This window comes from Pseudomonas benzenivorans, assembly GCF_033547155.1.
GTDB lineage: Bacteria > Pseudomonadota > Gammaproteobacteria > Pseudomonadales > Pseudomonadaceae > Aquipseudomonas > Aquipseudomonas benzenivorans_B.
On record NZ_CP137892.1, the window covers coordinates 1,952,816 to 1,976,278 of the forward strand.

The following is a 23,463-nucleotide window of genomic DNA, read 5'->3' on the forward strand; positions in this document are numbered from 1 at the left end:
TTTATGGCGGGTAAGGGCGAGCCGCAGCGCTGGGTGACCCATCAGGGCTACGAGCTGCTGCTGATCGAGCATCCCCGCTTCCAGGCAGCCTTCAGTCGCCAGGGTGGTCAGCTGCTGCACTTCCGGCCGCGCGGCCAGCGGCCCTGGCTCTGGTGTGCCAGCCACTGGCCCAGAGGCGGCGCGATCCGCGGTGGCGTGCCGGTATGCTGGCCCTGGTTCGGCCGCCATCCGACCGAACCAGGCTGGCCGTCCCATGGCTGGGCACGCCTGAGCGACTGGCAGCTGCTCGCCAGCGAGGCGGACGAGCAGGGCATGCGCCTGACCTGGCAACTGGCGTTGTGCGACTGGCAGGTGACCCTGGAAGTCGAGCTGGGCACGGGCATGCGCCTGTGCCTGCGCACCCGCCATCAGGACACTCACACCTGCCAGCTCAGCCATGCCTTGCACGCCTACTGGCAGGTCAGCGACGTAACGCGGGTGGCCTTGCTCGGTCTGGAGGGGGCGTCCGGCCACGATTTGCTGGCACGTTCGGAGTGCCGGCAGCGGGGCGAGCTGCGGGTCGAGGAGGGCTGTCACCGAATCTTCCGCCGCGGCGGCCCACTGCAGCTGCAGGATCTCGCCTGGCAGCGGCGCCTGGCGATCGATACCAGCGGCGCCGCCAACAGCGTGGTCTGGCACCCGGGCAGTCGACCGCTGACCGATGTCGGCTGGCACGAGGCCCAGGGTTTCATCTGCGTCGAGGCCGCCAGCTGCGGTCCCGACAGCCTGTCCCTGGCGCCGGGTGACGAGGCGCTGCTGAGCCTGCACGCCGAGCTGGTCTGAGCCGACCTGGGAACATCGCGCCCCGCCGCCAGGGGTGCTGCCTCGCGGGCGTGTGCCGCTCACATTCCACTCCGTCGTCGCTGACCAACACGCTGCCGCTTCGGCTGCGCCGATCTCGCACCGCGCCATGAATCGAATGCCTTCGAAATAATGTAGTTATATAACAACATTTATTCTTGATTGTTGCGTTTGCGTCGGCTAACAATAGCCTTGTTTTGTAATGCAACCACATATTCGCCGTCTGGCCCGTTCAGCAATGCCCCTTGTGCATTGCCTGTCGTACTCGCGGGGCGTCGCCGGTGCCGTTGCTGACCCCCGTCCTAACCATCGTTGAGGAGCCTGAACCATGCGCCAAAGAACCAAGATCGTGGCTACCCTGGGCCCGGCCACCGAGAGCCCCGCGGCGATCGAGGCGCTGGTCCAGGCGGGGGTGGACGTGGTGCGCCTGAACTTCTCCCACGGCGCTGCCGGCGAGCACATCGCCCGGGCCGCGCTGGTGCGCGAGATGGCGCGCAAGCACGGCCGCTTCGTCGCCGTGCTGGCCGACCTGCAGGGGCCGAAGATCCGCATCGCTCGCTTCGCCGCCGGCAAGGTGCAGCTGGAGCGCGGCCAGACCTTCATCCTCGATGCCGGCCTGGACAAGAATGCCGGCGACGAGAATGCCGTCGGCATCGACTACGAGGCGCTGATCAGCGACAGCCGCCCGGACGACATCCTGTTGCTGGACGACGGGCGCATAGAACTCAAGGTCCTGAGGGTCGAGGGCAGCAAGCTGATCTGCCAGGTGCTGGTCGGTGGCCCGCTGTCCAACAACAAGGGCATCAACCGCAAGGGTGGCGGCCTGTCGGCGGCGGCCCTGACCGACAAGGATCGCCTCGATATCCGTACCGCGGCCGAGATGCAGGTCGACTACCTGGCGGTGTCCTTCCCCCGCGATGCCGCCGACATTCAGCTGGCGCGCCGGCTGCTGCGCGAAGCCGGCGGCGAGGCCGGGCTGATCGCCAAGATCGAGCGCGCCGAAACGGTCAATGACCTGGGTGTGCTCGACGCCATCATCGAGACCTCCGATGGGGTGATGGTGGCCCGCGGCGACCTCGGCGTGGAGATCGGCGACGCCGAACTGGTGGCGGTGCAGAAGATGATCATCGAGCGCGCGCGCACCCTCAACCGGGTGGTGATCACCGCGACCCAGATGATGGAGTCGATGATCAGCCAGTCCATGCCGACCCGTGCCGAGGTGTTCGACGTGGCCAATGCCGTGCTCGACGGCACCGACGCGGTGATGCTCTCGGCCGAGACCGCGGCCGGCGCCTACCCGGTGGAGACCGTCGAGGCCATGCGCCGGGTCATAGTCGGGGCGGAGAAGCACCCGCTGGCGCATCGCTCCAAGCACCGCATGGACGAGCAGTTCCACAAGATCGACGAGTCGATTGCCATGGCCGCCATGTACGCGGCCAACCACCTGCACGGGGTCAAGGCGATCATCTGCATGACCGAGAGCGGCGACACGCCGCGGCTGATGTCGCGTATCCGCTCGCACCTGCCGATCTACGCCTTTTCCCGCAACCCGCGGACCCAGAGCCGGGTCGCCCTGTTTCGCGGGGTGCAGACCATCCCGTTCGACAGCGACAGCTACCCGATCGCCGAGGTCAACGGCCGGGCGGTCGACGAGCTGCTGCGCCGCGGGGTGGTGGCCGAGGGCGATCACGTGCTGATTTCCCGCGGCGACCACGCCAATGCCCAGGGCGGCACCAACTGCCTGCGGGTGATCCGCGTGGGCGACCGCATCTGCTAATCGAGGAGCTGACTGTGAACCGATCCAGTACCCACAACGAGCGCACGACGGTCATCCCGGCGTCCGATGATCGATGGCCGCGCGACTTCGATTTCCGCGAGACCTACGCCGAGCAGCGCGAGCTGCTCGAGCCGCTCGCCCCGTGCCGCCAGACCCTGCCCCATGCCCAAGGTGCCGAGCGCAATGACTGACACGACTCTGATCCAGCAGGTGGTGGCCCGCGAAATCCTCGACTCGCGTGGCAATCCGACCGTCGAGGCGGTGGTCACCCTGACCGGTGGGGCGGTGGGCGTGGCCAGCGTGCCGTCCGGCGCCTCCACTGGCAGCCGCGAGGCGCTGGAGCTGCGCGACGGCGGCGAGCGTTACCTGGGCAAGGGCGTGCTGAGCGCCGTGGCCAACGTCAATGGGCCGATCCGCGCCCGGGTGCTGGGCCTGGATGCCCTGGACCAGCGCAACCTGGATGCGGCGATGATCGCCCTCGACGGCAGCGAGAGCAAAAGCGAGCTGGGCGCCAACGCCATTCTCGCGGTCTCGCTGGCCAGCGCCAAGGCGGCCGCGGCGGCGCTACAGCTGCCGCTGTACGAGCACCTGGCGGCGCTCTATGGCCAGCCGGGCCGCTTCAGCCTGCCGGTGCCGATGATGAACATCATCAATGGCGGCGAGCACGCCGACAACAACGTCGACATCCAGGAATTCATGATCCAGCCGATCGGCGCCGCTTCCTTCGCCGAGGCGCTGCGCATGGGTGCCGAGGTGTTCCATACGCTCAAGCGGGTGCTTGGCGAGCGCGGCCTGAGTACGGCGGTGGGCGACGAGGGTGGTTTCGCCCCGTCGCTGGCGTCCAACGAGGAGGCGCTGGTGGTCATCGCCGAGGCGGTGCGCCGCGCCGGCTACGAGCTGGGCAAGGACATCAGCCTGGCGCTGGACTGCGCCGCCTCCGAGTTCTACCGCGACGGCCGCTATGTGCTGGCCGGCGAGGGCAAGAGCTTCGACTCCGCCGGTTTCGCCGATTACCTGGCCGGCTTGTGCCAGCGCTACCCGATCGCCTCGATCGAGGACGGCATGGACGAGGGCGACTGGGACGGCTGGGCCTGCCTGACCGAGCAGCTGGGCCGGCAGGTGCAGTTGGTCGGCGACGACCTGTTCGTCACCAACAGCAAGATCCTCCGTGAAGGCATCGAGCGCGGCATCGGCAACTCGATCCTGATCAAGTTCAACCAGATCGGCAGTCTCAGCGAAACCTTCGACGCAATCCGCATGGCCCAGGACGCGGGCTACAGCGCGGTGATCTCGCACCGCTCCGGCGAGACCGAGGACACCAGCATCGCCGACCTGGCGGTGGCGACCTGCGCCGGGCAGATCAAGACCGGCTCGCTGTGCCGCTCCGACCGGGTCGGCAAATACAACCAGCTGCTGCGCATCGAAACGGCGCTGCAGGGCCGCGCGGCCTATAGCAGCGCTTCGATCTTCCCTCAGAGGAGCTAACGCCATGACCATCGCCAACCGTCTCGACAGCCTGTTTCCGACGCTGGCTGAGATTCCCGAGGCCTATCGCCCGGGTGAACCCATCGAGCAGCGCGACTACCTGGTCGACGGCCAGTTGCGTACCTGGGAAGGGGCGCTGGCACCGGTGCGCAGTCCGGTGTTCCTCAAGGTCGAGGAGGGCGAGCGACAGGTGATCCTCGGCAGCACCCCGGAGCTCGACGCCGAGGCGGCGCTGCAGGCCCTCGATGCGGCGGTGCGCGCCTACGCCAACGGCCAGGGCGCCTGGCCGACCATGCGTGTGGCCGAGCGCATCCAGCATGTCGAGGCCTTCCTGGGGCGCATGCGCGCGCAGCGCGAGGCGGTGATCCGGCTGCTGATGTGGGAGATCGGCAAGAACCTCAAGGACTCGGAGAAGGAGTTCGACCGCACCTGCGACTACATAGTCGACACCATAGCCGCGCTCAAGGAGCTGGATCGTCGCTCCAGCCGCTTCGAGCTGGAGCAGGACTGCCTCGGCCAGATCCGTCGCGTGCCGCTGGGCGTGACCCTGTGCATGGGACCCTACAACTACCCGCTGAACGAGACCTTCACCACCCTGATCCCGGCGCTGATCATGGGCAACACCGTGGTGTTCAAACCGGCCAAGTTTGGCGTACTACTGATCCGCCCGCTGCTCGAGGCGTTTCGCGACAGCTTCCCGGCCGGGGTGATCAACGTCATCTACAGCGGCGGCCGCGAGGCGGTCAGCGCGCTGATGGCCAGCGGCAAGATCGACGTATTCGCCTTCATCGGCACCCACAAGGGCGCCAGCGCGCTGAAGAAACTGCACCCGCGGCCCCACCGCCTGCGCGCGGCCCTGGGTCTGGACGCGAAGAATCCGGGCATCGTGTTGCCCGAGGTCGACCTGGACAACGCGGTGAGCGAGGCGCTGACCGGTGCGCTGTCGTTCAACGGCCAGCGTTGCACCGCACTGAAGATCCTCTTCGTCCACGAGGATGTGGTCGGCAGCTTTCTCGACAAGTTCAACAGCAAGCTCGCCGCGCTCAAGCCGGGCATGCCCTGGGAGCCGGGCGTGGCCCTGACGCCGTTGCCGGAGGAGGGCAAGGTCGAGTACCTCGACGCCCTGGTGGCCGACGCCCTGGCCAAGGGCGCGCGGGTGGTCAATCCCGGTGGTGGCGAGTCGCGCGGCTCGTTCTTCTACCCGGCCGTGCTCTACCCGGTCGGCGCGGACATGCGGGTCTACCAGGAGGAGCAGTTCGGCCCGCTGGTGCCGGTGGTGCCCTATCGCGACCTGCAGACGGTGATCGACTACGTGCTGGAGTCGGACTTCGGCCAGCAGCTGAGCATCTTCGGCAGCGACTCGGCCCAGGTCGGCCGCCTGATCGATGCCTTCGCCAACCAGGTCGGGCGCATCAATCTCAATGCCCAGTGCCAGCGCGGCCCAGACAGCTACCCGTTCAACGGGCGCAAGAACTCGGCCGAGGGGACCCTGTCGGTGCATGACGCGTTGCGCGTGTTCTCCATCCGCACCCTGGTGGCGACCAAGTTCCAGGAGAGCAACAAGGCGCTGGTCAGCGAGATCATCCGCAAGCGCGAGTCGAGCTTCCTGACCACCGACTACATCTTCTGAACCTAGCTGGGCTCCTCGTCGCTGGGGTAGCGGCTGGCGTTGAGGCTCTCCTTGATCTTGCGCAGGTGCGGCTGGAAGTCCACGCCGCGGCGCAGGGTCATGCCGGTGGCCAGCACGTCGAGCACGGTCAGCTGGATGATCCGCGAGGTCATCGGCATGTAGATGTCGGTGTCCTCCGGCAGGGGGATGTCCAGGCTCAGGGTGCTGGCCTTGGCCAGCGGCGAGCCGGCGGCGGTCAGGCCGAGTACCGAGGCGCCGTTCTCCCGGGCCAGGCGTGCCACCTCCACCAGCTCGCGGGTGCGCCCGGTGTAGGAGATGATCACGAACAGGTCGCCGGTGTGGGCTACCGAGGCCAGCATGCGCTGCATCAGCACGTCGGCATGGGCCGACACGGCCAGGTTGAAGCGGAAGAACTTGTGCTGGGCGTCCAGGGCCACCGGAGCCGAGGCGCCGAGGCCGAAGAAGTGGATCTGCCGGGCCTGGATCAGCAGGTCGACGGCGCGGCTGATCATCTGCGGGTCGAGCGCCTGGCAGGCGGCATCCAGCGAGGTGATGGCGCTGCCGAAGATCTTGCGGGTGTAGGCCTCGGGGCCGTCGTCGGCCTCCACGGCGCGGCTGACGTAGGCGGCGCCGCTGGCCAGGCTCTGGGCCAGCTGCATCTTCAGCTCCGGGTAGCCGTTGACGTCGAAGGAGCGGCAGAAGCGGTTGACCGTGGGCTCGCTGACCTGGGCCGCCTGGGCCAGGGCGGCGATGCTGAAGCGGGTGGCCTGCTGCGGGTTGTGCAGTATCACCTCGGCCACCTTGCGCTCGGCCTTGTTCAGGCTGTCGAGGCGGCTCTGGATCTGCTCCAGGAGATTTCGCACGCGATCCATTTCTTTTCCTCAGGCGGGCGATGAAAGTGCCGGCCTATCGTACTGATGGGGTCGACTCGCGACCATAGGAATGTGTCTTTACGAAAAATGTTGTTTTTATTACTACATTTAGCCTTGTAAAAATGCCGGATACCGGGTATTTCTAGTGCATCTTGATAGAAGAACAAACATTATGCCATCCATAACCGTTGACTCCTGCAGCATCGCCCTGTTCGGCGCGCTGGGCGACCTGGCCTTGCGCAAGCTGTTCCCGGCCCTCTATCAGCTCGACCGTGCAGGCCTGCTGCACGCCGATACGCGCATCCTCGCCCTGGCCCGCGAAAGCGGCGACGCCGAGCAGCACCTGGATAACATAGAGCAGCACCTGCGCCGCCACGTGCCGGCGGGCGAGGTCGATGCGGCGGTGTTGCAACGCTTCCAGGCGCGCCTGAGCTACCTGAGCATGGATTTCCTCGAGGCCGACGACTACGCCGTGTTGGCCGAGCGGGTCGGCGACGCGCCGTCGCTGATCGCCTACTTCGCCACCCCGGCCGCGGTCTACGGCGGTATCTGCGCCAACCTGGCCGGCAGCGGCCTGGCCGCGCGCACCCGGGTGGTGCTGGAGAAGCCGATCGGTCATGACCTGGAGTCCTCGCGGGCGGTGAACGAGGCGGTGGCGCAGTTCTTCCCCGAGTCGCGGGTCTATCGCATCGACCACTACCTGGGCAAGGAGACGGTGCAGAACCTGATCGCCCTGCGCTTCGCCAACAGCCTGTTCGAGACCCAGTGGAACCAGAACTTCATCTCCCATGTGGAGATCACCGTGGCCGAGAAGGTCGGCATCGAGGGGCGCTGGGGCTACTTCGACAAGGCCGGGCAGCTGCGCGACATGATCCAGAACCACCTGCTGCAGCTGCTCTGCCTGATCGCCATGGACCCGCCCAGCGACCTGTCGGCGAGCAGCATCCGCGACGAGAAGGTCAAGGTGCTCAAGGCCCTGGAACCGATCAAGGCCGAACAGCTCAGTCGCCAGGTGGTGCGCGGCCAGTACGTGGCCGGCAGCAGCGACGGCAAGGCCGTTCCGGGCTACCTGGAGGAGGAGAACTCCAACGCCCAGAGCGACACCGAGACCTTCGTCGCCCTGCGCGCCGATATCCGCAACTGGCGCTGGGCCGGCGTGCCGTTCTACCTGCGTACCGGCAAGCGCATGCCGCAGAAGCTGTCGCAGATCGTCATCCACTTCAAGGAACCGCCGCACTACATCTTCGCCCCGGAGCAGCGCCAGCTGATCGGCAACAAGCTGATCATCCGCCTGCAGCCGGACGAGGGCATCGCCCTGCAGGTGATGACCAAGGACCAGGGCCTGGACAAGGGCATGCAGCTGCGCAGCGGCCCGCTGCAGCTGAATTTCTCCGACACCTATCGCAGCGCGCGCATCCCCGATGCCTACGAGCGCCTGCTGCTGGAGGTGATGCGCGGCAACCAGAACCTGTTCGTGCGCAAGGACGAGATCGAGTACGCCTGGCAGTGGTGCGACCAGCTGATCGCCGGTTGGCAACAGCTCGGCGACGCGCCCAAACCCTATCCGGCCGGCACCTGGGGCCCCATGGGCTCGGTGGCGCTGATCACCCGCGACGGGAGGTCCTGGTATGGCGATCTCTAAGTTGGATCTGCCGGTTGGCGTAGTGGCGCGCAGCCTGAACGATGCCCAGCAGCTCGCCGAGACCCTGGCCGGCGACGTGGCGGCCGCCTTGCGCGCGGCCATCGCCAGCCAGGGACGGGCGACCCTGGTGGTGTCCGGCGGTCGCAGCCCCATCGCCTTCTTCGAGCAGCTGGCCCGGCACGAGCTGCCCTGGGCGCAGGTGCTGATCAGCCTGGCGGACGAGCGCTGGGTGCCGGTCAACCACGCCACCAGTAACGAGGGCCTGGTGCGCCGTCACCTGCTCCGCGGGCCGGCCGCCGAGGCGCGTTTGCTCGGCCTCTATCAGGTCGCCGGCAGCCTCGAGCAGGCCGCCCTCAAGGCCGAGCAGGCGCTGGCCGAGCTGCCGCCGATCGACGTGCTGGTGCTGGGCATGGGCGACGACGGCCATACCGCCTCGCTGTTCCCGGGCAGCCCGAACCTGGACCTGGCCCTGCAAACCGATTGTCCGCGCCGTTGCCTGCCGATGCAGGCGCCGAGCGAGCCGCGCCAGCGCTTGAGCCTGACCCTGCCGCTGCTGGCCGCGGCGCGCCGCCCGCTGCTGGCGATCCAGGGGCCGGCCAAGCTGGCCACCCTGAGCGCGGCCCTGAGCCATGCCGATGCGAGCAGCATGCCGATCCGCGCCTTCCTCCGTTCCCCTCTTGAAATCTACTGGTGCCCTTAGGGCCGAAGGACCAGCCGACATGACCAACAACGACACCCGCCAGGCCGCGCGCATGGCCGACAAGATCGCCCAGCTCGACAGCATCTGCGCCCGTGCGCGGATCATGCCGGTGATCACCATCGCCCGCGAAGAAGATATCCTGCCCCTGGCCGATGCCTTGGCCGCCGGCGGCCTCACGGTGCTGGAGATCACCCTGCGCTCGGCCCACGGCCTGACCGCCATCCGCCGCCTGCGCGAGCAGCGCCCCGAACTGTGCGTCGGCGCCGGCACCGTGCTCGACCGGCCGATGCTCGCCGCGGCCGAGCAGGCCGGCGCCCAGTTCATCGTCACCCCGGGCTCCACCGCCGAGCTGCTGCAGGCCGGCCTGGAGAGCGCCGTGCCCATGCTGCCGGGCACCAGCAGCGCCTCGGACATCATGCTCGGCTACGGCCTCGGCTACCGGCGCTTCAAGCTGTTCCCGGCCGAGGTATGCGGCGGCACCGCGGCGCTCAAGGCTCTCGGCGGGCCGTTCGGCGGCGTGCGGTTCTGCCCGACCGGCGGCATCAACCCGGACAATCTGCAGGGCTACATGGCGCTGCCCAATGTGATGTGCGTCGGCGGCAGCTGGATGTTCGACAGCGAGTGGGTGAACAACGGCGACTGGGCGCGCATCCAGCAAGCCAGCGCCGAGGCCCTGCAACTGCTGGACTGAGCCCGCCACGCCGGCGATGACCAACCCGGGCGCGCGGCCGCCGCCCCAGCCTTCTCTGGAAACCCGACCATGAATCAGCTCCCGGTCGAGCAGCCCCTGCTGCTCGGCATGATGCGCCTGCTCGTCTATCCCGAACTGGCCGATCCGCAAGCCCTCTTGGGCTTCGTCGAGCGCTGCGTGGAACGGGGCCTGAACGGCTTCGACCACGCCGATATCTACGGCCTGGGCCAGTGCGAGGCGCACTTTGGCGCGGCCCTGCGCCTGCGTCCCGAACTGCGTCAGCAACTGCAGTTGATCGGCAAGGCCGGCATCGTGCTGGCGGCACAGGACAGTTCGCGCTGGCGGGTCAAGCACTACAACAGCGCGGCCGGTTACCTGACCGAGGCGGTAGAGACCTCCCTGAAGCGCCTGGGCGTCGAACGCCTGGATGGCTTCCTGCTGCACCGCCCCGATCCGCTGCTGCAGACCGATGAAGTGGTGCGCGCCCTGCAGGCGCTGGTCGAGGGCGGCAAGGTCGGCTGGCTCGGCCTGTCCAACGCCGAGCCGCTGCACTGGCAGGTGCTCGGCCGCGTACTGCCGCTGCGCTGCAACCAGATCGAGCTGTCCTTGCTGGCCCAGCAGCCGGCCTGGGACGGCCGGTTGCAGGCGCTGCAGGCCGATGGCCTGCAGGTCCAGGCCTGGTCTCCGCTGGCCGGAGGGGCCTTCGGGCCTGCCTTGCAGCAGGCCCTGGAGGAGGTGGCCGAAGCGCTGCAGGCGACGCCCAACCAGGTCGCCCTGGCCTGGGTGCGGCGCCTGCCAGGCCGCCCCGTGCCGATCCTCGGCAGCCTGCGCTGGGCGCGGGTCGAGGAGGCCCTGGCCGGCGCGGCGCTGCAACTGGATGCGCCAACCTGGTTTCACCTGGCCGCGACGGCGCGCGGCATCAGCGCGCCCTGACGCGTTGAGCTGGGCGATTGGTCGTCCGAGCGATGAGAACTCGCCCGCGTTGGACAGGTGAGGGGCATCAGAGGCTCGGCGGCGCGGCTTTCAGGGTATTGAGCACCTGGATGTCGTAATAGGATTTCGTGCGAGATTTTCAGTACTCAGCCGAAGTAGAGGTCAGGCCACGAGGGCCACCTCCTGTCTGGCGGTGTGGTGACTGTCTGGCAACTTTGTGTTCGGCGCTGTCGGCAGGCGTTACGCGTCGCGGCTGATGCAGGGAGGGCGCGGCAGCGACAGGCGAGTTGGTGCAGGGCGAGAGTTCGGTGACCGTTAGATCGCGCTGAAAAAAGAGGGCGGCTCGCGGCCGCCCTAAAACATCCCTGGAGGGAATGGATCATTTGATCTGGATGCGCTCGAGCAGGTAGGCCTTGACGCTGGCATCGCCAACCCGGGCGGCCTCGTCGGCCAGGCGCAGGGCGCGCTCCAGATCCTGGCTGGCCAGGGCGGCATCGATGGCCTGGCGATAGTAGGCCTGGGTTTCCGGGAGCACGACCGGGGCCGGCACGCTGGGCAGGCTGTTGCCCATCTCCTTGCCGATGCTGCGCGGCGGCACATAGCTGTTGGCCAACTGGCCGCCGGCCTGATCCTCGATCAGCACCAGCTTGATGATGCCTTCCGGCGCGTGCTGGGCCACCGGGTCGGGAATGTTCGGCGTCTGGTTGCCGCGAGCCTTGGCATAGGCCTTGGCCGGGTGCTGCATGACGGTCGCGCCGGCCATCTGGGCGTCGCTGGTGTAGAGGATCAGGTAGCTCTCGTTGCCGGGGTTATCCAGGTACAGGCGATCGACGCGCAGACGGGCATCCAGGCTGTCGCCCTTCAGACCCTGGGCCGCTACGTAGTCGAAGTCGTCGGCGCCGAGCAGGCGGGTGACGCGGAACTGGCTGTCGAGCAGCATGACGTTGGGCGCCAGGACGGTATCGCCGGCCTGGCTGTATAGGCGAATCTCGAAGGAGCGGCTGTTCAGCGGCAGGGCGAAGGCACGGAAGAAGCTCTTGCCGCTGGCGAACGCGAAGGCGGGGGCGTGGCGATCGATCTGCACGCTGGCGGAAAAGTCGGGGCCTATCGGGGTGTAGGGCAGTTCGCCGAGGCTGTTGCAACATAGCGGGGCGGCGGCCAGTGCGGCCAGGGCCGAGCTCTGGCTGGTGGCGATGGGGGCGGGCGTCCGGGCCAGGGCGTCGACCCGGCGCAGGGCATCGTGGCTGCAGCCTGCCAGCAGTAAGCCGAGCAGGGCGAAACCGGTGGTCTTGATGTACGGCATGGTTGTTCCTCTTATTGTGTGCATGCCTGCGAGTCCTGTTTACGAGGGGGCCGCGCTCGATGGCGCGCGTGGCGCGGCGCGGACTCAGGAAAAAGGGCCCCGGCCTGTTGCAGGTCCGGGGCAAAACCATTGGAGCGGCGTCGTTGCGTCTGCAGCCTGCCCGGATGCAACGGGCAGTCAGGCAGTTACCACCAGGCTTCGGCTTGTACGCCGAAGGTCAGTCCGTTGTCGTCGCCGACTTCGACCGACTCGCTGGCCGCGTTGTACTTGTCGCCGTCCCACAGGGCGTAGGTGGCGAACACACGAATCTGCGGACGCGCCCAGAAGCTGCGGCCGGCGGACCATTGCTGGGCCAGGGTGATCTTCTTCAGATCGACGGTGTCGGCGCCATCGGCCTGTGGGTTGACGCGGTCGTAACCGAATTCCAGGGCGGTGCTCATGACGTTGTCCCACTTGTACACCGGGCGCACGCCGAAGGAGAGCCACTGCTGTCCGGAGTCGTTGTCGAAGTCTTTGTTCTCGTATATCTGCACGTACATCATTTCGAGGTTGTCGGTCAGACCGACCACGCCCTGGTTGACCAGGCGCTGCATGTCGCCGTCGCTGTTGCCGGTGGTGTTGCGTCCGCTGCCGCCGATAATGCCGTCGGTGCCGTACTGCAGGGCCAGCTTGTTGTAGCCGCCGAACCAGTTGCCCTGAGTGTGTTCGACGGTGATCAGGTGGCCCTTCTGGTCCCGGAAGCCCGGATCCTTCTCCTGCTCGTCGGTGAGGTTGGCTTTGCCGTAGTCGTAGCCGAATTCCAGTTTGCCGTCGGTGTTGAAGTCGATGTCGTTCAGGCGCAGGTCGAGGGTGTCGTTGGCCACGTTGGTGCCGGTACCGGCACCGTTGTACACCCATGTGCCGTCGGTGTTGCGCATCCAGGCAACGTGGGCCTTGGCGAAGCCGAGGTCGATGTTCTCGATGCCGGCACCCGGGCCGGAAACATCCCAGTAGTAGTAGTCGTTGATGTGTACGTCGTGGCGCTGGTAGTAGCGCTTGCCGGCCCACAGGGTGGAGCCGGGCAGCATGCTGAGGACGTTCTTGCCCTGTACGTTGAACTGGCGGATCGAGCTGGTGCCGTTCTCGAAGGGGTTGTCGGTGTTCTGGTTCTTGCTGTCGGTGGCTTCCCAGTCGTTAGCCTGGTTCGACTTGTAGGCGATCATGCTGTCGACGTAGAAGCTCTGTTCGCCTTCCTTCCAGACTTCCTGGCCCAGGCCGATCTCCGCGTAAGTCTCGCATTCGTTGCCCAGACGGTACTTGGCCGGCGCGCCTTTGGCCTGGAAGCAGGCTTGGTCGCCGCCGCCGGCGGTAGCGCCGATGCCTGAGCGCAGGTAACCGTGGAAGTCCACGGCTAGGGCGGGGGTCGCCAGCAGCATGGCGGCGACCAGGGCGCTGGGCCGGAACAGCTGTGCAGCTTGGTTCTTGTTCATCGTAGGACCTTTTTTGTTCTTGGATTCATGGTTGCCGGAGACTTGCGGATTGCCGTTTCGGGCTTTGGTCGCAGCCTGGTTACACAGGAGAGCATGTCGCTGACCCTTGCCCGGACTCCTCCGGGACTGCATCTGCTGTGGCTCGACCGCCCCTGTGGGGCGATGACGCCAGTGCCTGGATGACGGCTGGAGCAATCGTCATGGAGAGCGTTACGGGGTACATCATCCCGGCGGATTTATTTCAGGGCTGAGGTGCGGGGCGTAGTCGCTCCGGGCCAGGGTGGAGCAGAGTCGAGCGCGATCTACGCCGGCGCGCTACGCCCCGGAAAATTGTGTCGGAGGAGGTATGGCGCACGCGCCAGGAGCGGCAATCTGGCATGGCCGATCGGCCCTGGTGGGGTCGCCCGGCATTTCATCGCGGCGCCACGGCCTCGCAATCGGAAGCGCTCGACAACGACAACAATGGAGCTTGACGATGAATCGATTCCTGCGCGGCGCCGGGCTGGTCCTGGCCTTGACACCGCTGGCGTACCCGTGCGGCAACCTGCTCAAGGCCGCCGATACCGCTCCGCTATGGACGCTCGCGATGCCGCTTCCCCCCGCGGTAGCCGGCCGCTGAGTGCCCGGGACGCGGCTGATGCTCCCCTTATCCCGCTACCCACGACTGGAGAAATCCATGCCGTTCTCCACCAGGCTTGCCGCCCTGAGTTGCGGCTTTCTGCCGCGGCTGTACCTGCTGATCGCCGCCCTGTCCCTATTGCTGGCGCTGCTCGGTGGCAGCAGCCTGGACGCCATCGTCGACCTGCAGGGCAACACCGAGCGCCTCGCGCAGAGCTCCGCACGATTGCAGACCAGCCAGGGGTTCTTCAGCGAGCTGCAGGGCCTGACCCAGAATTTGGCCGATGCCCTGGCCGCCGAACAGGCTGTCAGCCTGGACGAATTCGGCGCCGAGCATGGCCGCCGCGTCACGCAGGCGGCCGGCTTGCTCGCCGAGCTGCGTGGATCGGGTGCGTTTGCCGATACCCCGACGCTTGCGGTGCTGGGGCAGTTTTTGAGCGTACTGGACGACCAGGCTCGGGCCTTGCTGCAGGCCCAGCGAGTGCTGCTGGACCGGGTCGATACGACTGCCGTGGCGCTGCGTGACCTGCAACTGCAAATGTCGCGCTTCAAGCAGGATCTGCTCAGGGTCCAGTTCACCACCAAGGACGACTATGTGGCCTACTCGGTCAAGCAGTTCATCATTCCCCTGGAACAGGTCGAGGCACTGATCTTCGATGCGGTCGGTAGCGGGTCGTTGCTGCGCCTGCAGCAAGCCGAGGCCAAGGTCAGGGAGCGCCTACCGGCGCTGCGCAAGAAACTCGGCAACGTCCTCGACGATCTCAGGCCGCATCAGGACAGCCGCACCGACTATGCCCATACCTACCTCGGCGAATTCGCCGAGATCAAGGCTAGGTTCTGTACGAAAAGTCGGTGCAGGTAGAATCATCGCCATGATTGGCTGGAGGCCCACATGGCAAGGCGCTACGAACTCCCGGATGCGGCCTGGGAGTTGATCAAGGATCTGGTTTCCCCGGAACAGAAGATGGGCCGGCCTCGCAGTGATGATCGGCTGGTGCTCAACGGCATCTTCTGGATCCTCTGCTCGGGAGCCGCCTGGCGTGATCTGCCGGAACGTTTCGGCCCGTGGTCAACGGTGTATCAACGGTTCCGTGACTGGCGAGACGATGGCACGTTTGAGCGAGTACTTGAGCGATTGCACGTCCGGTTGAATCAGGAAGGCCTGATTGATTTGGATACGTGGATGATCGACTCCACCGCGGTGCGCGCAACCCGAGCCTCTTCTGGCGCCGGGAAAAAGGGGGGCCAGAAGAACCGGTAGACCATGCCTTGGGACGTAGCCGAGGCGGCCTGACTACCAAGATTCACCTGATCTGCGATGCCAATGGGATACCTCTTCGCTTCATGCTGACACCGGGGCAGGCCAGCGACATTGCACATGCTCAGCCGCTCTTGGAGCAGGTGCGTATCCCCGGAAAGTCGGGACGGCCTCGCAAGCGTTGTCGTTGGTTACTGGCCGACAAAGGTTACGACGCCGAGCATCTGCGCCAGTACTGCGACCGCTACCGCATGCAGCCAGTGATTCCGCAGCGCACCATGAAGCGCAAACCCAAGCCAGGACTACCTCGGCTGTTTGATCGCCCGAAATACCGGCAACGGAACATCATCGAGCGGATGTTTGGCTGGCTGAAAGAGAGCCGGAGAATCGGCACCCGCTACGACAAGCTCGCCAGAAGTTTTGGCGCGATGGTCACGCTGGCTTGCACGCTGCGATGCCTACGGCAGTACTTTTCGTACAGAACCTAATATTCTGCTCGACGGCAAGGGCACCCTGGCGCGCTATGCCGGCTGGCTGGCCGAGAAGCAGCGCAAGCGTCGGCTGCAGGAGGTGCAGGAACAGCTGCGCGGGCAGGTCGGCCAGCTGATCCAGGCGGCCGAGCAGGATGCTCGGGCGCAGCTGATCCAGGCCCGTGCCACCTACCAGGGGGGCTTCCAGCGTCTGCTGTTGCTTGCCGCGCTGTCGCTGGGCATCGCCCTGAGCATGGACTTCTGGCTTAGCCGCACCATGCGCCAGGCGCTGAGCGCGGTGTCTGGCGCGCTGAACCGGCTGGTCGAGGGCGACCTGCGCGTCCAATGCGATTACCGTCGTAACGACGAGTTCGGCCGGGTCGCCCAGGATGTCAACCGGGTCGCCAGCAACCTGCGCGATGCTCTGGCCCAGCTCGGCCGGACCTCCGCCGAACAGGGCCGGATCGCCCACTGCAACGCCGGTTCCTGCGCCGAGGTGCGCCAGGCCGAGATGGTCGGTGAACAGCAGGCGCTGTGCGGCCGCTACCTGACCTGAGGGCTTGTGAAAAAATCCCGCCTACTGTATGCACCAGGCTCACTCGCCGACTTGCCAGGCCGTGGCTTGTGCTTGGGCCTGGCGTAGCTGGGTCCGCCAGTGTTTCAGCCCCCGCCCCGCCAGCAGGCCCAGGCGCTGCAGATCCCGCGGGCGCGCGTCCAGGCAGGCATGCAGCCAGTCGATGCGCGCCAGGGTCAGCGGCGTGCAGGTCTGGCCGCCGAGGTCGTCGTGCAGGTCGAGCCAGTGCGAGCGCCAGGCCTCCCTCAGGTAGAGAGCGTCCAGGCCATCGCCCAGGGCCCGGCGCCAGCCCTGGATGATCGCCTGCAGCCAGTCCAGCACAGCCGTGCTGGCGCCGCGTTCGGCCAGCTCGCTGCGCAGCTGGCGGTAGGCGTCCAGGGCGATGCCTTTCTCCAGAGCGAAGGCGGCCAGCGCCCGCTGCTCCGACTGTCTTTCCAGCCCCAGCAGGTAGGCGAAGTACTGGCGCGTCTCGAAGCGCTCGACGGCATGGAACTCCGGGGTCGCGGTGCCATTGCTGTTGAACCCGCGCAGCGGGTCGAAGCGGTACATGTAGCCGAAGTCGAACAGGCGGATGCGGCCGTCGTCGAGGAGGTTGCCGGGGCACAGGTCCCACTCGAACAGGCCTTCGAGCAGCAGCTCATGCAGGCAGGCAAACAGTTGCAGCAGGCGTCGCTCGTCCCACTCGCGCACCGCCTGGCCGTCGATCCAGGGTGACAGCAGCAGGCCCTGGCGGTAGCTGGCGTAGTGGGTGTCGACCAGCGCGGCGTAGCGCTCGGCGCCGCCCGGACGCGCTTTCAGGCGCTGGATGTCGGCGCGGCGCTGGATCTCGTTGAGAAAGGAGGTCTGGCCGTCGACGTTGGCCACCTTGCAGCGTGGGCGGGCGCGTTTCAGCGTCCAGGGGCGGCCGCCGGCCTCGATCCGGTACACCTCGGCGGTCAGGCCGCCGGCGAAGTGCTGGCGTACCCAGGGGCTGGCCGCCGTGGTGGCCAGCAGCCGGTCGAGGGGCAGCGGGCAGTCTTCGGCCCGGCCGACGCGCAGTTCCGCGCCGCTGGCGACGAAGGCCAGCTGTTGCCGGTGACGCTCACGCTCGAGGCTCATGGCTGCCGCTCCGGCTGGCCGCCCTGGACGATCACCACCCGATCCTCGCCCAGGCTACGGGCAAAGGCATAGGGCCGGGTCGACAGGCGCTGATGCTGGCCGGCGCCTATGGCCGGGTGGCGGGCGCGGAACTGGCCGAGGATCTGCCAGTGACGGATCAACGCGGCGATCTCGGGCCGATCATGTTCGGCCCAGTTCATCGGCGAGCGGGTGCCCTGTTGCGGGTCCGAGCCGCTCGGGCCGAGGGGCCGGGCGCTTTCGTCGCCGTAATACAGCTGCACCGCGCCGGGGCTGAGCAGCAGGGCGGCGCCCAGGCCGCGCTGGGCGCTCAGGCGCTTGCCCCGCTCGGCGAAGAACAGCGAGGTGTCATGGGAGGAGGCGTAGCTCATGAAGTTGTGTCCGGGGTTGTTCGCCAGCAGTTCGGCATAGTCCTGATAGGTCTTTTCCGCCTGGTCCAGGCAGTCGCTGGCCCGGCCTGCGAGCTCGCGCTGGAGGTCGAAGTTGATCAGGGCGTCGAAACCGTTGGCCTGGTAGGCGCTGGTCTGTGGGCCCTGGCCGAACACCTCGCCGACCATCCAGAACGGCGAGCCGCTCATGGGGTCGTCCGGGTTGGCCCGCGACCAGTCGGCCCGGGCCTGGTCGGCGGCCTGGCGCAGCGCCGCCCAGCTGGCCATCTCCACGTGCTTGACGGTGTCGGCGCGAAAGCCGTCGACGCCGAATTCGCGGACCCAGAACGTCAGCCATTCGATCAGGTAGTCGCGCACCCGGTAGCCCTCGCGTTCGACCGCCTGGGTCGGCTGCTTGTGCTTGAGGAAGGCGGGCAGGGCGACCGCCTGCTCGCTCTCGGTCCTGAAGTCGGGGAGGAAGGCCAGCGAGCCCTTGAGCGGATCGACCAGCACGCTGGGCGGCTGCGGGTAGTCGGCAATGCCGGCGCGCACCCAGTCCTTGCCCCACCAGGTGGCCCAGGCCGGGTGCTGGTAGTCGATCAGGTTGTGGTAGGCGTGCTGGTTCTCGAACGGCTCGGGCGTCCAGTCGGCCCAGTTCGCCGGCAGGTACTGGGCCATGCCGTCGCGCAGGGCGCCGAAGCCGTGGGCCTGCATGTCGGCCAGGGTCGGGTAGCCGGGGTGGTTGAGGACCACGTCGAACAGCACGTGGATGCCGCGGGCGTGGGCCTGTTCGATCAGGGCGCGCAGCTCGTTCTCGCGGCCCATGTTGGCGTCCAGCTGGGTGTAGTCCAGGGCGTAATAACCGTGGTAGCCGTAGTGGCGAAAGTCGCCCGCATCGCCGCCGCCGACCCAGCCGTGGATCTGTTCATAGGGTGCGCTGATCCACAGGGCGTTGACCCCCAGTTGCTCCAGGTAGTCGAGCTTGCCGGTCAGGCCCTTGAGGTCGCCGCCGTGGAAGGTGCCGATCTCCTGCTCGCCGTCTGCCTGGCGGCCGTAGCTGTGGTCGTTGTCCGGGTCGCCGTTGGCGAAGCGGTCGGTGAGGACGAAATACACAGTGGCGTTGCGCCAGTCGTGGCCGCTCTGGGCCGGCGCCTCGGCCGCCTCGAGCAGCAGCAGGCCTTCGCTGTCGGGCGCCGGGGTCAGGCGCACGCGACCGCCCTCGACCCGGGTCAGCTGCCCGCTGTAGGCATCCCGCACGGCCTGGCCTTCGGCGAACACCTGGCTGACATCGATGTCCAGGGCCTCGCCCTGCCAGCGCGGGCAACCCTGGCTGGACGCCGGCGCCTTGATCGGCAGCAGCCGCAGGTGCGCCTGGTCGCCCTCCTGGTACAGCAGGCGGTAGCGGCCGGGCGCCTGGACCTGCAGGCTCAGGCGACTGTCGGCCTGCCAGTCCTGGCGCTGGTAGAGCCGCAGTGGTTGGTCGTTGCCGGCCGGGGCCGGAGCCTGCAGGCGCAGCAGGCCGGGCTGCAGGTCCAGTTCGATGCTGTAGCGCCCGGGGCCGTCGGCGGACCAGGACAGCGGCAGCGGCCGCTGGTCCAGCCGGGCCTGCAGCGGCGGTTCGGCGCAGGCGCTTCGGGCGAGCAGGCCCAGGATCAGGGCGGTGAGTCCGAGGGTTGGGCGCGAAAGGCGGTGCATAAGGTTCTCCCTGAACAGTCGAGCGCCCAGTAGAGCCAAGCGCAAGCGTCTTGGGCAGGCGCAGAAGGGGCAGGGGCAGGCGATTTTTTTGTCGCTCCTCCGGCCGACTACGCCCCGCTCCTACGCCCCGGGCGGATGAGTCGGGGAGGATGTGCCGGCTCGACCTTGTGGTTGAGGATGCAGGGGCTGCGCGACCAACCATTGGCAGGCAGCGGTTGTGGATCAACAATAAGAAGCCACGAGGACAACTCACCATGAACAAAACGCTGTTTAGCGCCGCCCTGATCGGTCTGGCCGCCACCCTGAGCCTGCCGCTGCCGACCCAGGCGGCCATCGAGGATGGCAAGCTGGTCATCTGGATCAATGGCGACAAGGGTTACAAGGGCCTCGCCGAGGTGGGCGAGAAATTCACCGCGGACACCGGGATCAAGGTCGAGGTGGCTCATCCCGATAGCGCCACCGACAAGTTCCAGCAGGCCGCCGCCACCGGCAATGGCCCGGATATCTTCATCTGGGCCCACGATCGCATCGGCGAATGGGCGCAGAGCGGGCTGATCTCGCCGATCAACCCCAGTGCCACGAGCAAGGCCGAGATCGAGGATTTCGCCTGGGACGCGGTCACCTACCAGGGCAAGCTGTGGGGCTATCCGCTGGCGGTGGAAGCCACCGGCCTGATCTACAACAAGGCGCTGGTGCCGACCCCGCCGGCGAGCTTCGACGAGGTCATGGCGCTCAATGCCGAGCTGGCCAAGTCGGGCAAGCGGGCGATCCTCTGGGACTACAACAACACCTACTTCACCTGGCCGCTGCTGGCCGCCAACGGCGGTTACGTGTTCGCCAAGACCGAGGGCGGCTACGACGTCAGCCAGACCGGGGTCAACAGCGCCGGTGCCAAGCAGGGCGCGCAGACCCTCAAGGCCCTGATCGACGCCGGGGTGATGCCCAAGGGCGCGGACTACAGCGTGGCCGAGGCGGCCTTCAATAAGGGTGAGTCGGCGATGTTCATCAGCGGGCCCTGGGCCTGGTCGAACATCCAGAAGAGCGGCATCGACTTCGGCGTGGCGCCGATCCCGGCGGTGGGCGAGGCGGTCAGCCGGCCTTTCACCGGCGTGATGGCCGCCACCCTGAATGCCGCCAGCCCGAACCAGGCCCTGGCCGTGGAGTTCCTCGAGAACTATCTGCTCAAGGTCGAGGGGCTGAAGACGGTGAACGCCGACGTGCCGCTGGGCGCGGTGCCGAACAAGGCCTACATGGCGGAGCTTGCCAGCAACCCGCTGATCAAGGCCACGTTCGACAACGCCGCCATGGGCCGGCCGATGCCCAACGTCCCGCAGATGGGCGCCTTCTGGTCGGCCATGGGCCCGGCGTTGACCAACATCACCTCGGGTCGTCAGACCGTGGATGCCGCCCTCGATGACGCCGCCAAGCGCATCGCCAAGTAATGACCCCCGCCGCCGGTGACCTTTGGTCACCGGCGGTGCGCCGCGAGGCTATAACAAGATGACCGCCATGAACCTTTCTGCCGATCTGGCCCGCCCAGCCATGCCCAAGTTCTTCTCCCTGCCGGTGCTGCGCAAGACCCTGCACTGGTCCGTCTGGGGCCTGTTCAATGCCCTGGCGCTGTACCTGGTGGTGGCGCTCTATGCCCAGCAGCAGATCGCCTTCGCCCTGCTCGGGTTGGTGGTGACCGGTCTCGCCAGTTTCATCTTCATCAGCAAGCGGACCTATGCCCACCGCTACATCTACCCGGCGCTGGCCGGCATGCTGGTGTTCGTGATCTTTCCGCTGCTGTACACGGTGGGCATCGGTTTCACCAACTACAGCGGCAGCAACCTGCTGAGTTTCGAGCAGGCGCAGCGTTACCACCTGAACCAGACCTATTTGGCCGGCGAACGCCATGCCTTCGGCCTGCACCGCGATGTCCAGGGCCAGCTGCGCCTGCGCGTCGAGGCGGGCGAGCAGGGTGCGCTGGTCTCGCCACCGCTGGTCGGCGATCCGGCTGCCAGCGAGCCGCTGGATCTGGCGCCGGCGAGCGCCGTCGAGCTGGGCGAGGCCTTGCCCCTGCGCGAGGTGATCCAGCACCGCGCCGAGCTGGAACGCTGGGTGCTGCGCAGCTCGCAGGGCGAGCTGCTGCGCCTCTACGGCCTGCGCGAGGTGGCGGCGGTCAAGCCGCTGTACCGCCTGCTGGACGGTGGCGACCTGCAGAACACCCGCAGTGGCGAGGTGCTCAGCGCCAATTGGGACAGCGGCTTCTATGTCGACAGCCATGGCAATCAGGTGGCGCCCGGTTTCACCGTGTACGCCGGCTGGAGCAATTTCGCCAAGGTGCTGAGCGATCCGAGCATCCGCGCGCCCTTCCTGGAGATCTTCGTCTGGACGGTGGCCTTCGCCGGGCTGACCGTGCTCTTCACCCTGGCCGTCGGCCTGCTCCTGGCCAGCCTGCTGCAGTGGGAGATGGTCGGCGGCAAGGCGTTCTACCGGGTCATGCTGATCCTGCCCTACGCGGTGCCGGCTTTCATCTCGATTCTGGTGTTCCGCGGCCTGTTCAACCAGAACTTCGGCGAGATCAACCTGATGCTCGACAGCCTGTTCGGCGTGCGCCCGGACTGGTTCAGTGACCCGACCCTGGCCCGCGGCATGATCCTGCTGGTCAACACCTGGCTCGGCTACCCCTACATGCTGCTGCTGTGCATGGGCCTGCTGCAGGCGATCCCGCGCGACCTCTACGAGGCCTCGGCGATGGATGGCGCCACGCCCCTGGACAACCTGCTGAAGATCACCCTGCCGCTGCTGATCAAGCCGCTGGCGCCGCTGCTGATCGCCAGCTTCGCCTTCAACTTCAACAACTTCGTCCTGATCACCCTGCTGACCCGCGGCGGCCCGGACATCATCGGCGCCACCACCCCGGCCGGCACCACCGACCTGCTGGTGAGTTACACCTACCGCATCGCCTTCCAGGACTCCGGGCAGAACTTCGCCCTGGCGGCGGCCATCGCCACCCTGATCTTCCTGGTGGTCGGCGGCATGGCCTGGCTCAACCTGAAACTGTCGAAAGTGAAAGTCTGAGGAATACGTCCATGGCAATGGTGCAACCCAAATCCGTGAAATACCGCCTGTGGCTGACCCACCTCGGCCTGCTCGGCTTCATCGCCCTGATCGTCTTCCCGCTGCTGATGGTGGTGTCGATCTCCTTCCGCGAGGGCAACTTCGCCAGCGGCAGCCTGCTGCCGGACCAGCCGACCCTGGAGCACTGGTCGCTGGCCCTGGGCATTCCCTACACCCAAGCCGACGGCACGGTGGTCAACCCACCGTTCCCGGTGCTGACCTGGCTGTGGAACTCGCTGAAGATCGCCTTGATCAGCTCGGCGCTGATCCTGATGCTCTCGACCACCGGCGCCTACGCCTTCGCCCGCCTGCGCTTCGCCGGCAAGGGGCCGATCCTCAAGGGCATGCTGATCTTCCAGATGTTTCCGCCGGTGCTGTCGCTGGTGGCCATCTACGCCCTGTTCGACCAGCTCGGCCAGTACGCCGGCTGGCTCGGGGTCAACAGCCATGGCGCGGTCATAGTCGCCTCGCTGGGCGGCATGGCTCTGCATATCTGGACCATCAAGGGCTATTTCGAGAGCATCGACGCCTCCCTGGAGGAGGCCGCGATCGTCGACGGCGCCACCACCTGGCAGGCCTTCGTGCACATCCTGCTGCCGATGAGCGTGCCGATCCTGGCGGTGGTGTTCATCCTCGCCTTCATCACCAGCATCACCGAATACCCGATCGCCTCGGTGCTGCTGATGGACGTCGACAAGCTGACCCTGTCGGTCGGCGCCCAGCAGTATCTGTACGAGCAGAACTACCTGTGGGGCGACTTCGCCGCCGCCGCGGTGCTCTCCGGCCTGCCGATCACCGCGGTGTTCCTCTACTGCCAGAAGTGGATAGTCGGCGGCCTGACCGCCGGCGGGGTCAAGGGCTAGGGGGGGCGTTGTCATCCAACTTTGCCGCGCCCATCGGTGGATCGATGAAACCTC

General features: G+C 67.0%; 21 protein-coding genes. 16 read left to right on the top strand and 5 right to left on the bottom strand.

From position 1 onward, the window contains the following. The first annotated feature begins 3 nt into the window (after nt 1-3). The 5 genes from SBP02_RS08890 to SBP02_RS08910 all read left to right on the top strand — a co-directional run bounded on the left by SBP02_RS08890 (nt 4) and on the right by SBP02_RS08910 (nt 5,732). Complete coding sequence (locus SBP02_RS08890) at nt 4-822, top strand: D-hexose-6-phosphate mutarotase (RefSeq protein ID WP_318646023.1); 819 nt, start codon at nt 4-6, stop codon at nt 820-822. Between the two features lie 346 nt (nt 823-1,168). Continuing rightward, complete coding sequence (gene pyk, locus SBP02_RS08895; protein ID WP_318646024.1) at nt 1,169-2,617, top strand: pyruvate kinase; 1,449 nt, start codon at nt 1,169-1,171, stop codon at nt 2,615-2,617. Nucleotides 2,618-2,631: 14 nt separating this feature from the next. Further along, nucleotides 2,632-2,808 carry a hypothetical protein gene (locus SBP02_RS08900; protein WP_318646025.1) on the top strand — a complete coding sequence of 59 codons (177 nt, stop codon included), beginning with the start codon at nt 2,632-2,634 and terminating at the stop codon, nt 2,806-2,808. Beyond that, on the top strand, nt 2,801-4,102 hold the full coding sequence (gene eno / locus SBP02_RS08905) for a phosphopyruvate hydratase (protein ID WP_318646026.1): 1,302 nt from the start codon (nt 2,801-2,803) through the stop codon (nt 4,100-4,102). The genes SBP02_RS08900 and eno overlap by 8 nt, the downstream gene beginning before the upstream one ends. Before the next feature lie 4 nt (nt 4,103-4,106). Then, nucleotides 4,107-5,732 carry an NADP-dependent glyceraldehyde-3-phosphate dehydrogenase gene (locus tag SBP02_RS08910; protein ID WP_318646027.1) on the top strand — a complete coding sequence of 542 codons (1,626 nt, stop codon included), beginning with the start codon at nt 4,107-4,109 and terminating at the stop codon, nt 5,730-5,732. 2 nt (nt 5,733-5,734) lie between these two features. Here SBP02_RS08910 and SBP02_RS08915 read toward each other — a convergent pair whose 3' ends face one another. Beyond that, nucleotides 5,735-6,595: a MurR/RpiR family transcriptional regulator gene (locus tag SBP02_RS08915; RefSeq protein WP_318646324.1), complete on the bottom strand. Its 861-nt coding sequence runs from the start codon at nt 6,593-6,595 to the stop codon at nt 5,735-5,737. Nucleotides 6,596-6,776: 181 nt separating this feature from the next. On the opposite strand from SBP02_RS08915, the gene zwf reads away from it, so the two are divergent. From zwf to SBP02_RS08935, 4 genes are all read left to right on the top strand, one after another. Beyond that, a complete protein-coding gene (gene zwf / locus SBP02_RS08920; protein WP_318646028.1) occupies nt 6,777-8,246 on the top strand; it encodes a glucose-6-phosphate dehydrogenase in 1,470 nt (489 codons plus the stop codon). Further along, nucleotides 8,233-8,946 carry a 6-phosphogluconolactonase gene (gene pgl, locus SBP02_RS08925; protein ID WP_318646029.1) on the top strand — a complete coding sequence of 238 codons (714 nt, stop codon included), beginning with the start codon at nt 8,233-8,235 and terminating at the stop codon, nt 8,944-8,946. The genes zwf and pgl overlap by 14 nt, the downstream gene beginning before the upstream one ends. 19 nt (nt 8,947-8,965) lie before the next feature. Then, a complete protein-coding gene (locus SBP02_RS08930; protein WP_318646030.1) occupies nt 8,966-9,637 on the top strand; it encodes a bifunctional 4-hydroxy-2-oxoglutarate aldolase/2-dehydro-3-deoxy-phosphogluconate aldolase in 672 nt (223 codons plus the stop codon). Nucleotides 9,638-9,706: 69 nt separating this feature from the next. Continuing rightward, complete coding sequence (locus SBP02_RS08935) at nt 9,707-10,570, top strand: aldo/keto reductase (protein ID WP_318646031.1); 864 nt, start codon at nt 9,707-9,709, stop codon at nt 10,568-10,570. 379 nt (nt 10,571-10,949) lie between these two features. On the opposite strand, the gene SBP02_RS08940 is transcribed toward SBP02_RS08935, so the two are convergent. Both SBP02_RS08940 and SBP02_RS08945 read right to left on the bottom strand, forming a co-directional pair. Continuing rightward, nucleotides 10,950-11,873 carry a MalM family protein gene (locus SBP02_RS08940; RefSeq protein ID WP_318646032.1) on the bottom strand — a complete coding sequence of 308 codons (924 nt, stop codon included), beginning with the start codon at nt 11,871-11,873 and terminating at the stop codon, nt 10,950-10,952. 185 nt (nt 11,874-12,058) lie between these two features. Continuing rightward, nucleotides 12,059-13,342: a maltoporin gene (locus tag SBP02_RS08945; RefSeq protein ID WP_318646033.1), complete on the bottom strand. Its 1,284-nt coding sequence runs from the start codon at nt 13,340-13,342 to the stop codon at nt 12,059-12,061. A gap of 475 nt (nt 13,343-13,817) precedes the next feature. Here SBP02_RS08945 and SBP02_RS08950 point away from each other — a divergent pair, with 475 nt between their 5' ends. From SBP02_RS08950 to SBP02_RS08965, 4 genes are all read left to right on the top strand, one after another. Next, nucleotides 13,818-13,961, top strand: coding sequence for a hypothetical protein (locus SBP02_RS08950; RefSeq protein WP_318646034.1), 144 nt, complete (start codon nt 13,818-13,820; stop codon nt 13,959-13,961). Between the two features lie 18 nt (nt 13,962-13,979). After that, complete coding sequence (locus tag SBP02_RS08955; RefSeq protein ID WP_318646035.1) at nt 13,980-14,822, top strand: hypothetical protein; 843 nt, start codon at nt 13,980-13,982, stop codon at nt 14,820-14,822. 30 nt (nt 14,823-14,852) lie between these two features. Next, nucleotides 14,853-15,706 (top strand): IS5 family transposase gene (locus SBP02_RS08960; RefSeq protein ID WP_318643868.1). Its coding sequence is split into 2 segments (ribosomal slippage): nt 14,853-15,195 and nt 15,195-15,706, totalling 855 coding nucleotides; the frame shifts between segments, so codons are not numbered across the junction. Next, nucleotides 15,639-16,244, top strand: coding sequence for a methyl-accepting chemotaxis protein (locus SBP02_RS08965; RefSeq protein ID WP_318646036.1), 606 nt, complete (start codon nt 15,639-15,641; stop codon nt 16,242-16,244). The genes SBP02_RS08960 and SBP02_RS08965 overlap by 68 nt, the downstream gene beginning before the upstream one ends. A gap of 39 nt (nt 16,245-16,283) precedes the next feature. Here SBP02_RS08965 and SBP02_RS08970 read toward each other — a convergent pair whose 3' ends face one another. Together SBP02_RS08970 and SBP02_RS08975 are read right to left on the bottom strand one after the other, a co-directional pair. After that, nucleotides 16,284-17,360: a protein kinase family protein gene (locus SBP02_RS08970; RefSeq protein WP_318646037.1), complete on the bottom strand. Its 1,077-nt coding sequence runs from the start codon at nt 17,358-17,360 to the stop codon at nt 16,284-16,286. After that, the gene (locus tag SBP02_RS08975) at nt 17,357-19,441 is read right to left on the bottom strand and encodes an alpha-amylase (protein WP_318646038.1); all 2,085 of its coding nucleotides are present in this window, start codon (nt 19,439-19,441) and stop codon (nt 17,357-17,359) included. The genes SBP02_RS08970 and SBP02_RS08975 overlap by 4 nt, the downstream gene beginning before the upstream one ends. A 254-nt stretch (nt 19,442-19,695) precedes the next feature. Here SBP02_RS08975 and malE point away from each other — a divergent pair, with 254 nt between their 5' ends. The 3 genes from malE to malG all read left to right on the top strand — a co-directional run bounded on the left by malE (nt 19,696) and on the right by malG (nt 23,409). After that, nucleotides 19,696-20,883, top strand: a complete 1,188-nt coding sequence (gene malE, locus SBP02_RS08980; protein ID WP_318646039.1) for a maltose/maltodextrin ABC transporter substrate-binding protein MalE — start codon at nt 19,696-19,698, stop codon at nt 20,881-20,883. A gap of 67 nt (nt 20,884-20,950) precedes the next feature. After that, nucleotides 20,951-22,507, top strand: coding sequence for a maltose ABC transporter permease MalF (gene malF / locus SBP02_RS08985; protein WP_318646040.1), 1,557 nt, complete (start codon nt 20,951-20,953; stop codon nt 22,505-22,507). A gap of 11 nt (nt 22,508-22,518) precedes the next feature. Further along, complete coding sequence (malG, locus tag SBP02_RS08990; RefSeq protein WP_318646041.1) at nt 22,519-23,409, top strand: maltose ABC transporter permease MalG; 891 nt, start codon at nt 22,519-22,521, stop codon at nt 23,407-23,409. Nucleotides 23,410-23,463: the final 54 nt, after the last annotated feature.

Coding starts and splice junctions, on each gene's coding strand:
- SBP02_RS08955 (WP_318646035.1), top strand. CDS start 13,980: ATGCTCCCCTTATCCCGCTACCCACGACTGGAGAAATCCATGCCGTTC.
- eno (WP_318646026.1), top strand. CDS start 2,801: ATGACTGACACGACTCTGATCCAGCAGGTGGTGGCCCGCGAAATCCTC.
- SBP02_RS08935 (WP_318646031.1), top strand. CDS start 9,707: ATGAATCAGCTCCCGGTCGAGCAGCCCCTGCTGCTCGGCATGATGCGC.
- SBP02_RS08910 (WP_318646027.1), top strand. CDS start 4,107: ATGACCATCGCCAACCGTCTCGACAGCCTGTTTCCGACGCTGGCTGAG.
- SBP02_RS08930 (WP_318646030.1), top strand. CDS start 8,966: ATGACCAACAACGACACCCGCCAGGCCGCGCGCATGGCCGACAAGATC.
- SBP02_RS08890 (WP_318646023.1), top strand. CDS start 4: ATGGCGGGTAAGGGCGAGCCGCAGCGCTGGGTGACCCATCAGGGCTAC.
- pyk (WP_318646024.1), top strand. CDS start 1,169: ATGCGCCAAAGAACCAAGATCGTGGCTACCCTGGGCCCGGCCACCGAG.
- SBP02_RS08940 (WP_318646032.1), bottom strand. CDS start 11,873: ATGCCGTACATCAAGACCACCGGTTTCGCCCTGCTCGGCTTACTGCTG.
- pgl (WP_318646029.1), top strand. CDS start 8,233: ATGGCGATCTCTAAGTTGGATCTGCCGGTTGGCGTAGTGGCGCGCAGC.
- zwf (WP_318646028.1), top strand. CDS start 6,777: ATGCCATCCATAACCGTTGACTCCTGCAGCATCGCCCTGTTCGGCGCG.
- malG (WP_318646041.1), top strand. CDS start 22,519: ATGGCAATGGTGCAACCCAAATCCGTGAAATACCGCCTGTGGCTGACC.
- malE (WP_318646039.1), top strand. CDS start 19,696: ATGAACAAAACGCTGTTTAGCGCCGCCCTGATCGGTCTGGCCGCCACC.
- SBP02_RS08970 (WP_318646037.1), bottom strand. CDS start 17,360: ATGAGCCTCGAGCGTGAGCGTCACCGGCAACAGCTGGCCTTCGTCGCC.
- SBP02_RS08950 (WP_318646034.1), top strand. CDS start 13,818: ATGAATCGATTCCTGCGCGGCGCCGGGCTGGTCCTGGCCTTGACACCG.
- SBP02_RS08975 (WP_318646038.1), bottom strand. CDS start 19,441: ATGCACCGCCTTTCGCGCCCAACCCTCGGACTCACCGCCCTGATCCTG.
- SBP02_RS08945 (WP_318646033.1), bottom strand. CDS start 13,342: ATGAACAAGAACCAAGCTGCACAGCTGTTCCGGCCCAGCGCCCTGGTC.
- malF (WP_318646040.1), top strand. CDS start 20,951: ATGAACCTTTCTGCCGATCTGGCCCGCCCAGCCATGCCCAAGTTCTTC.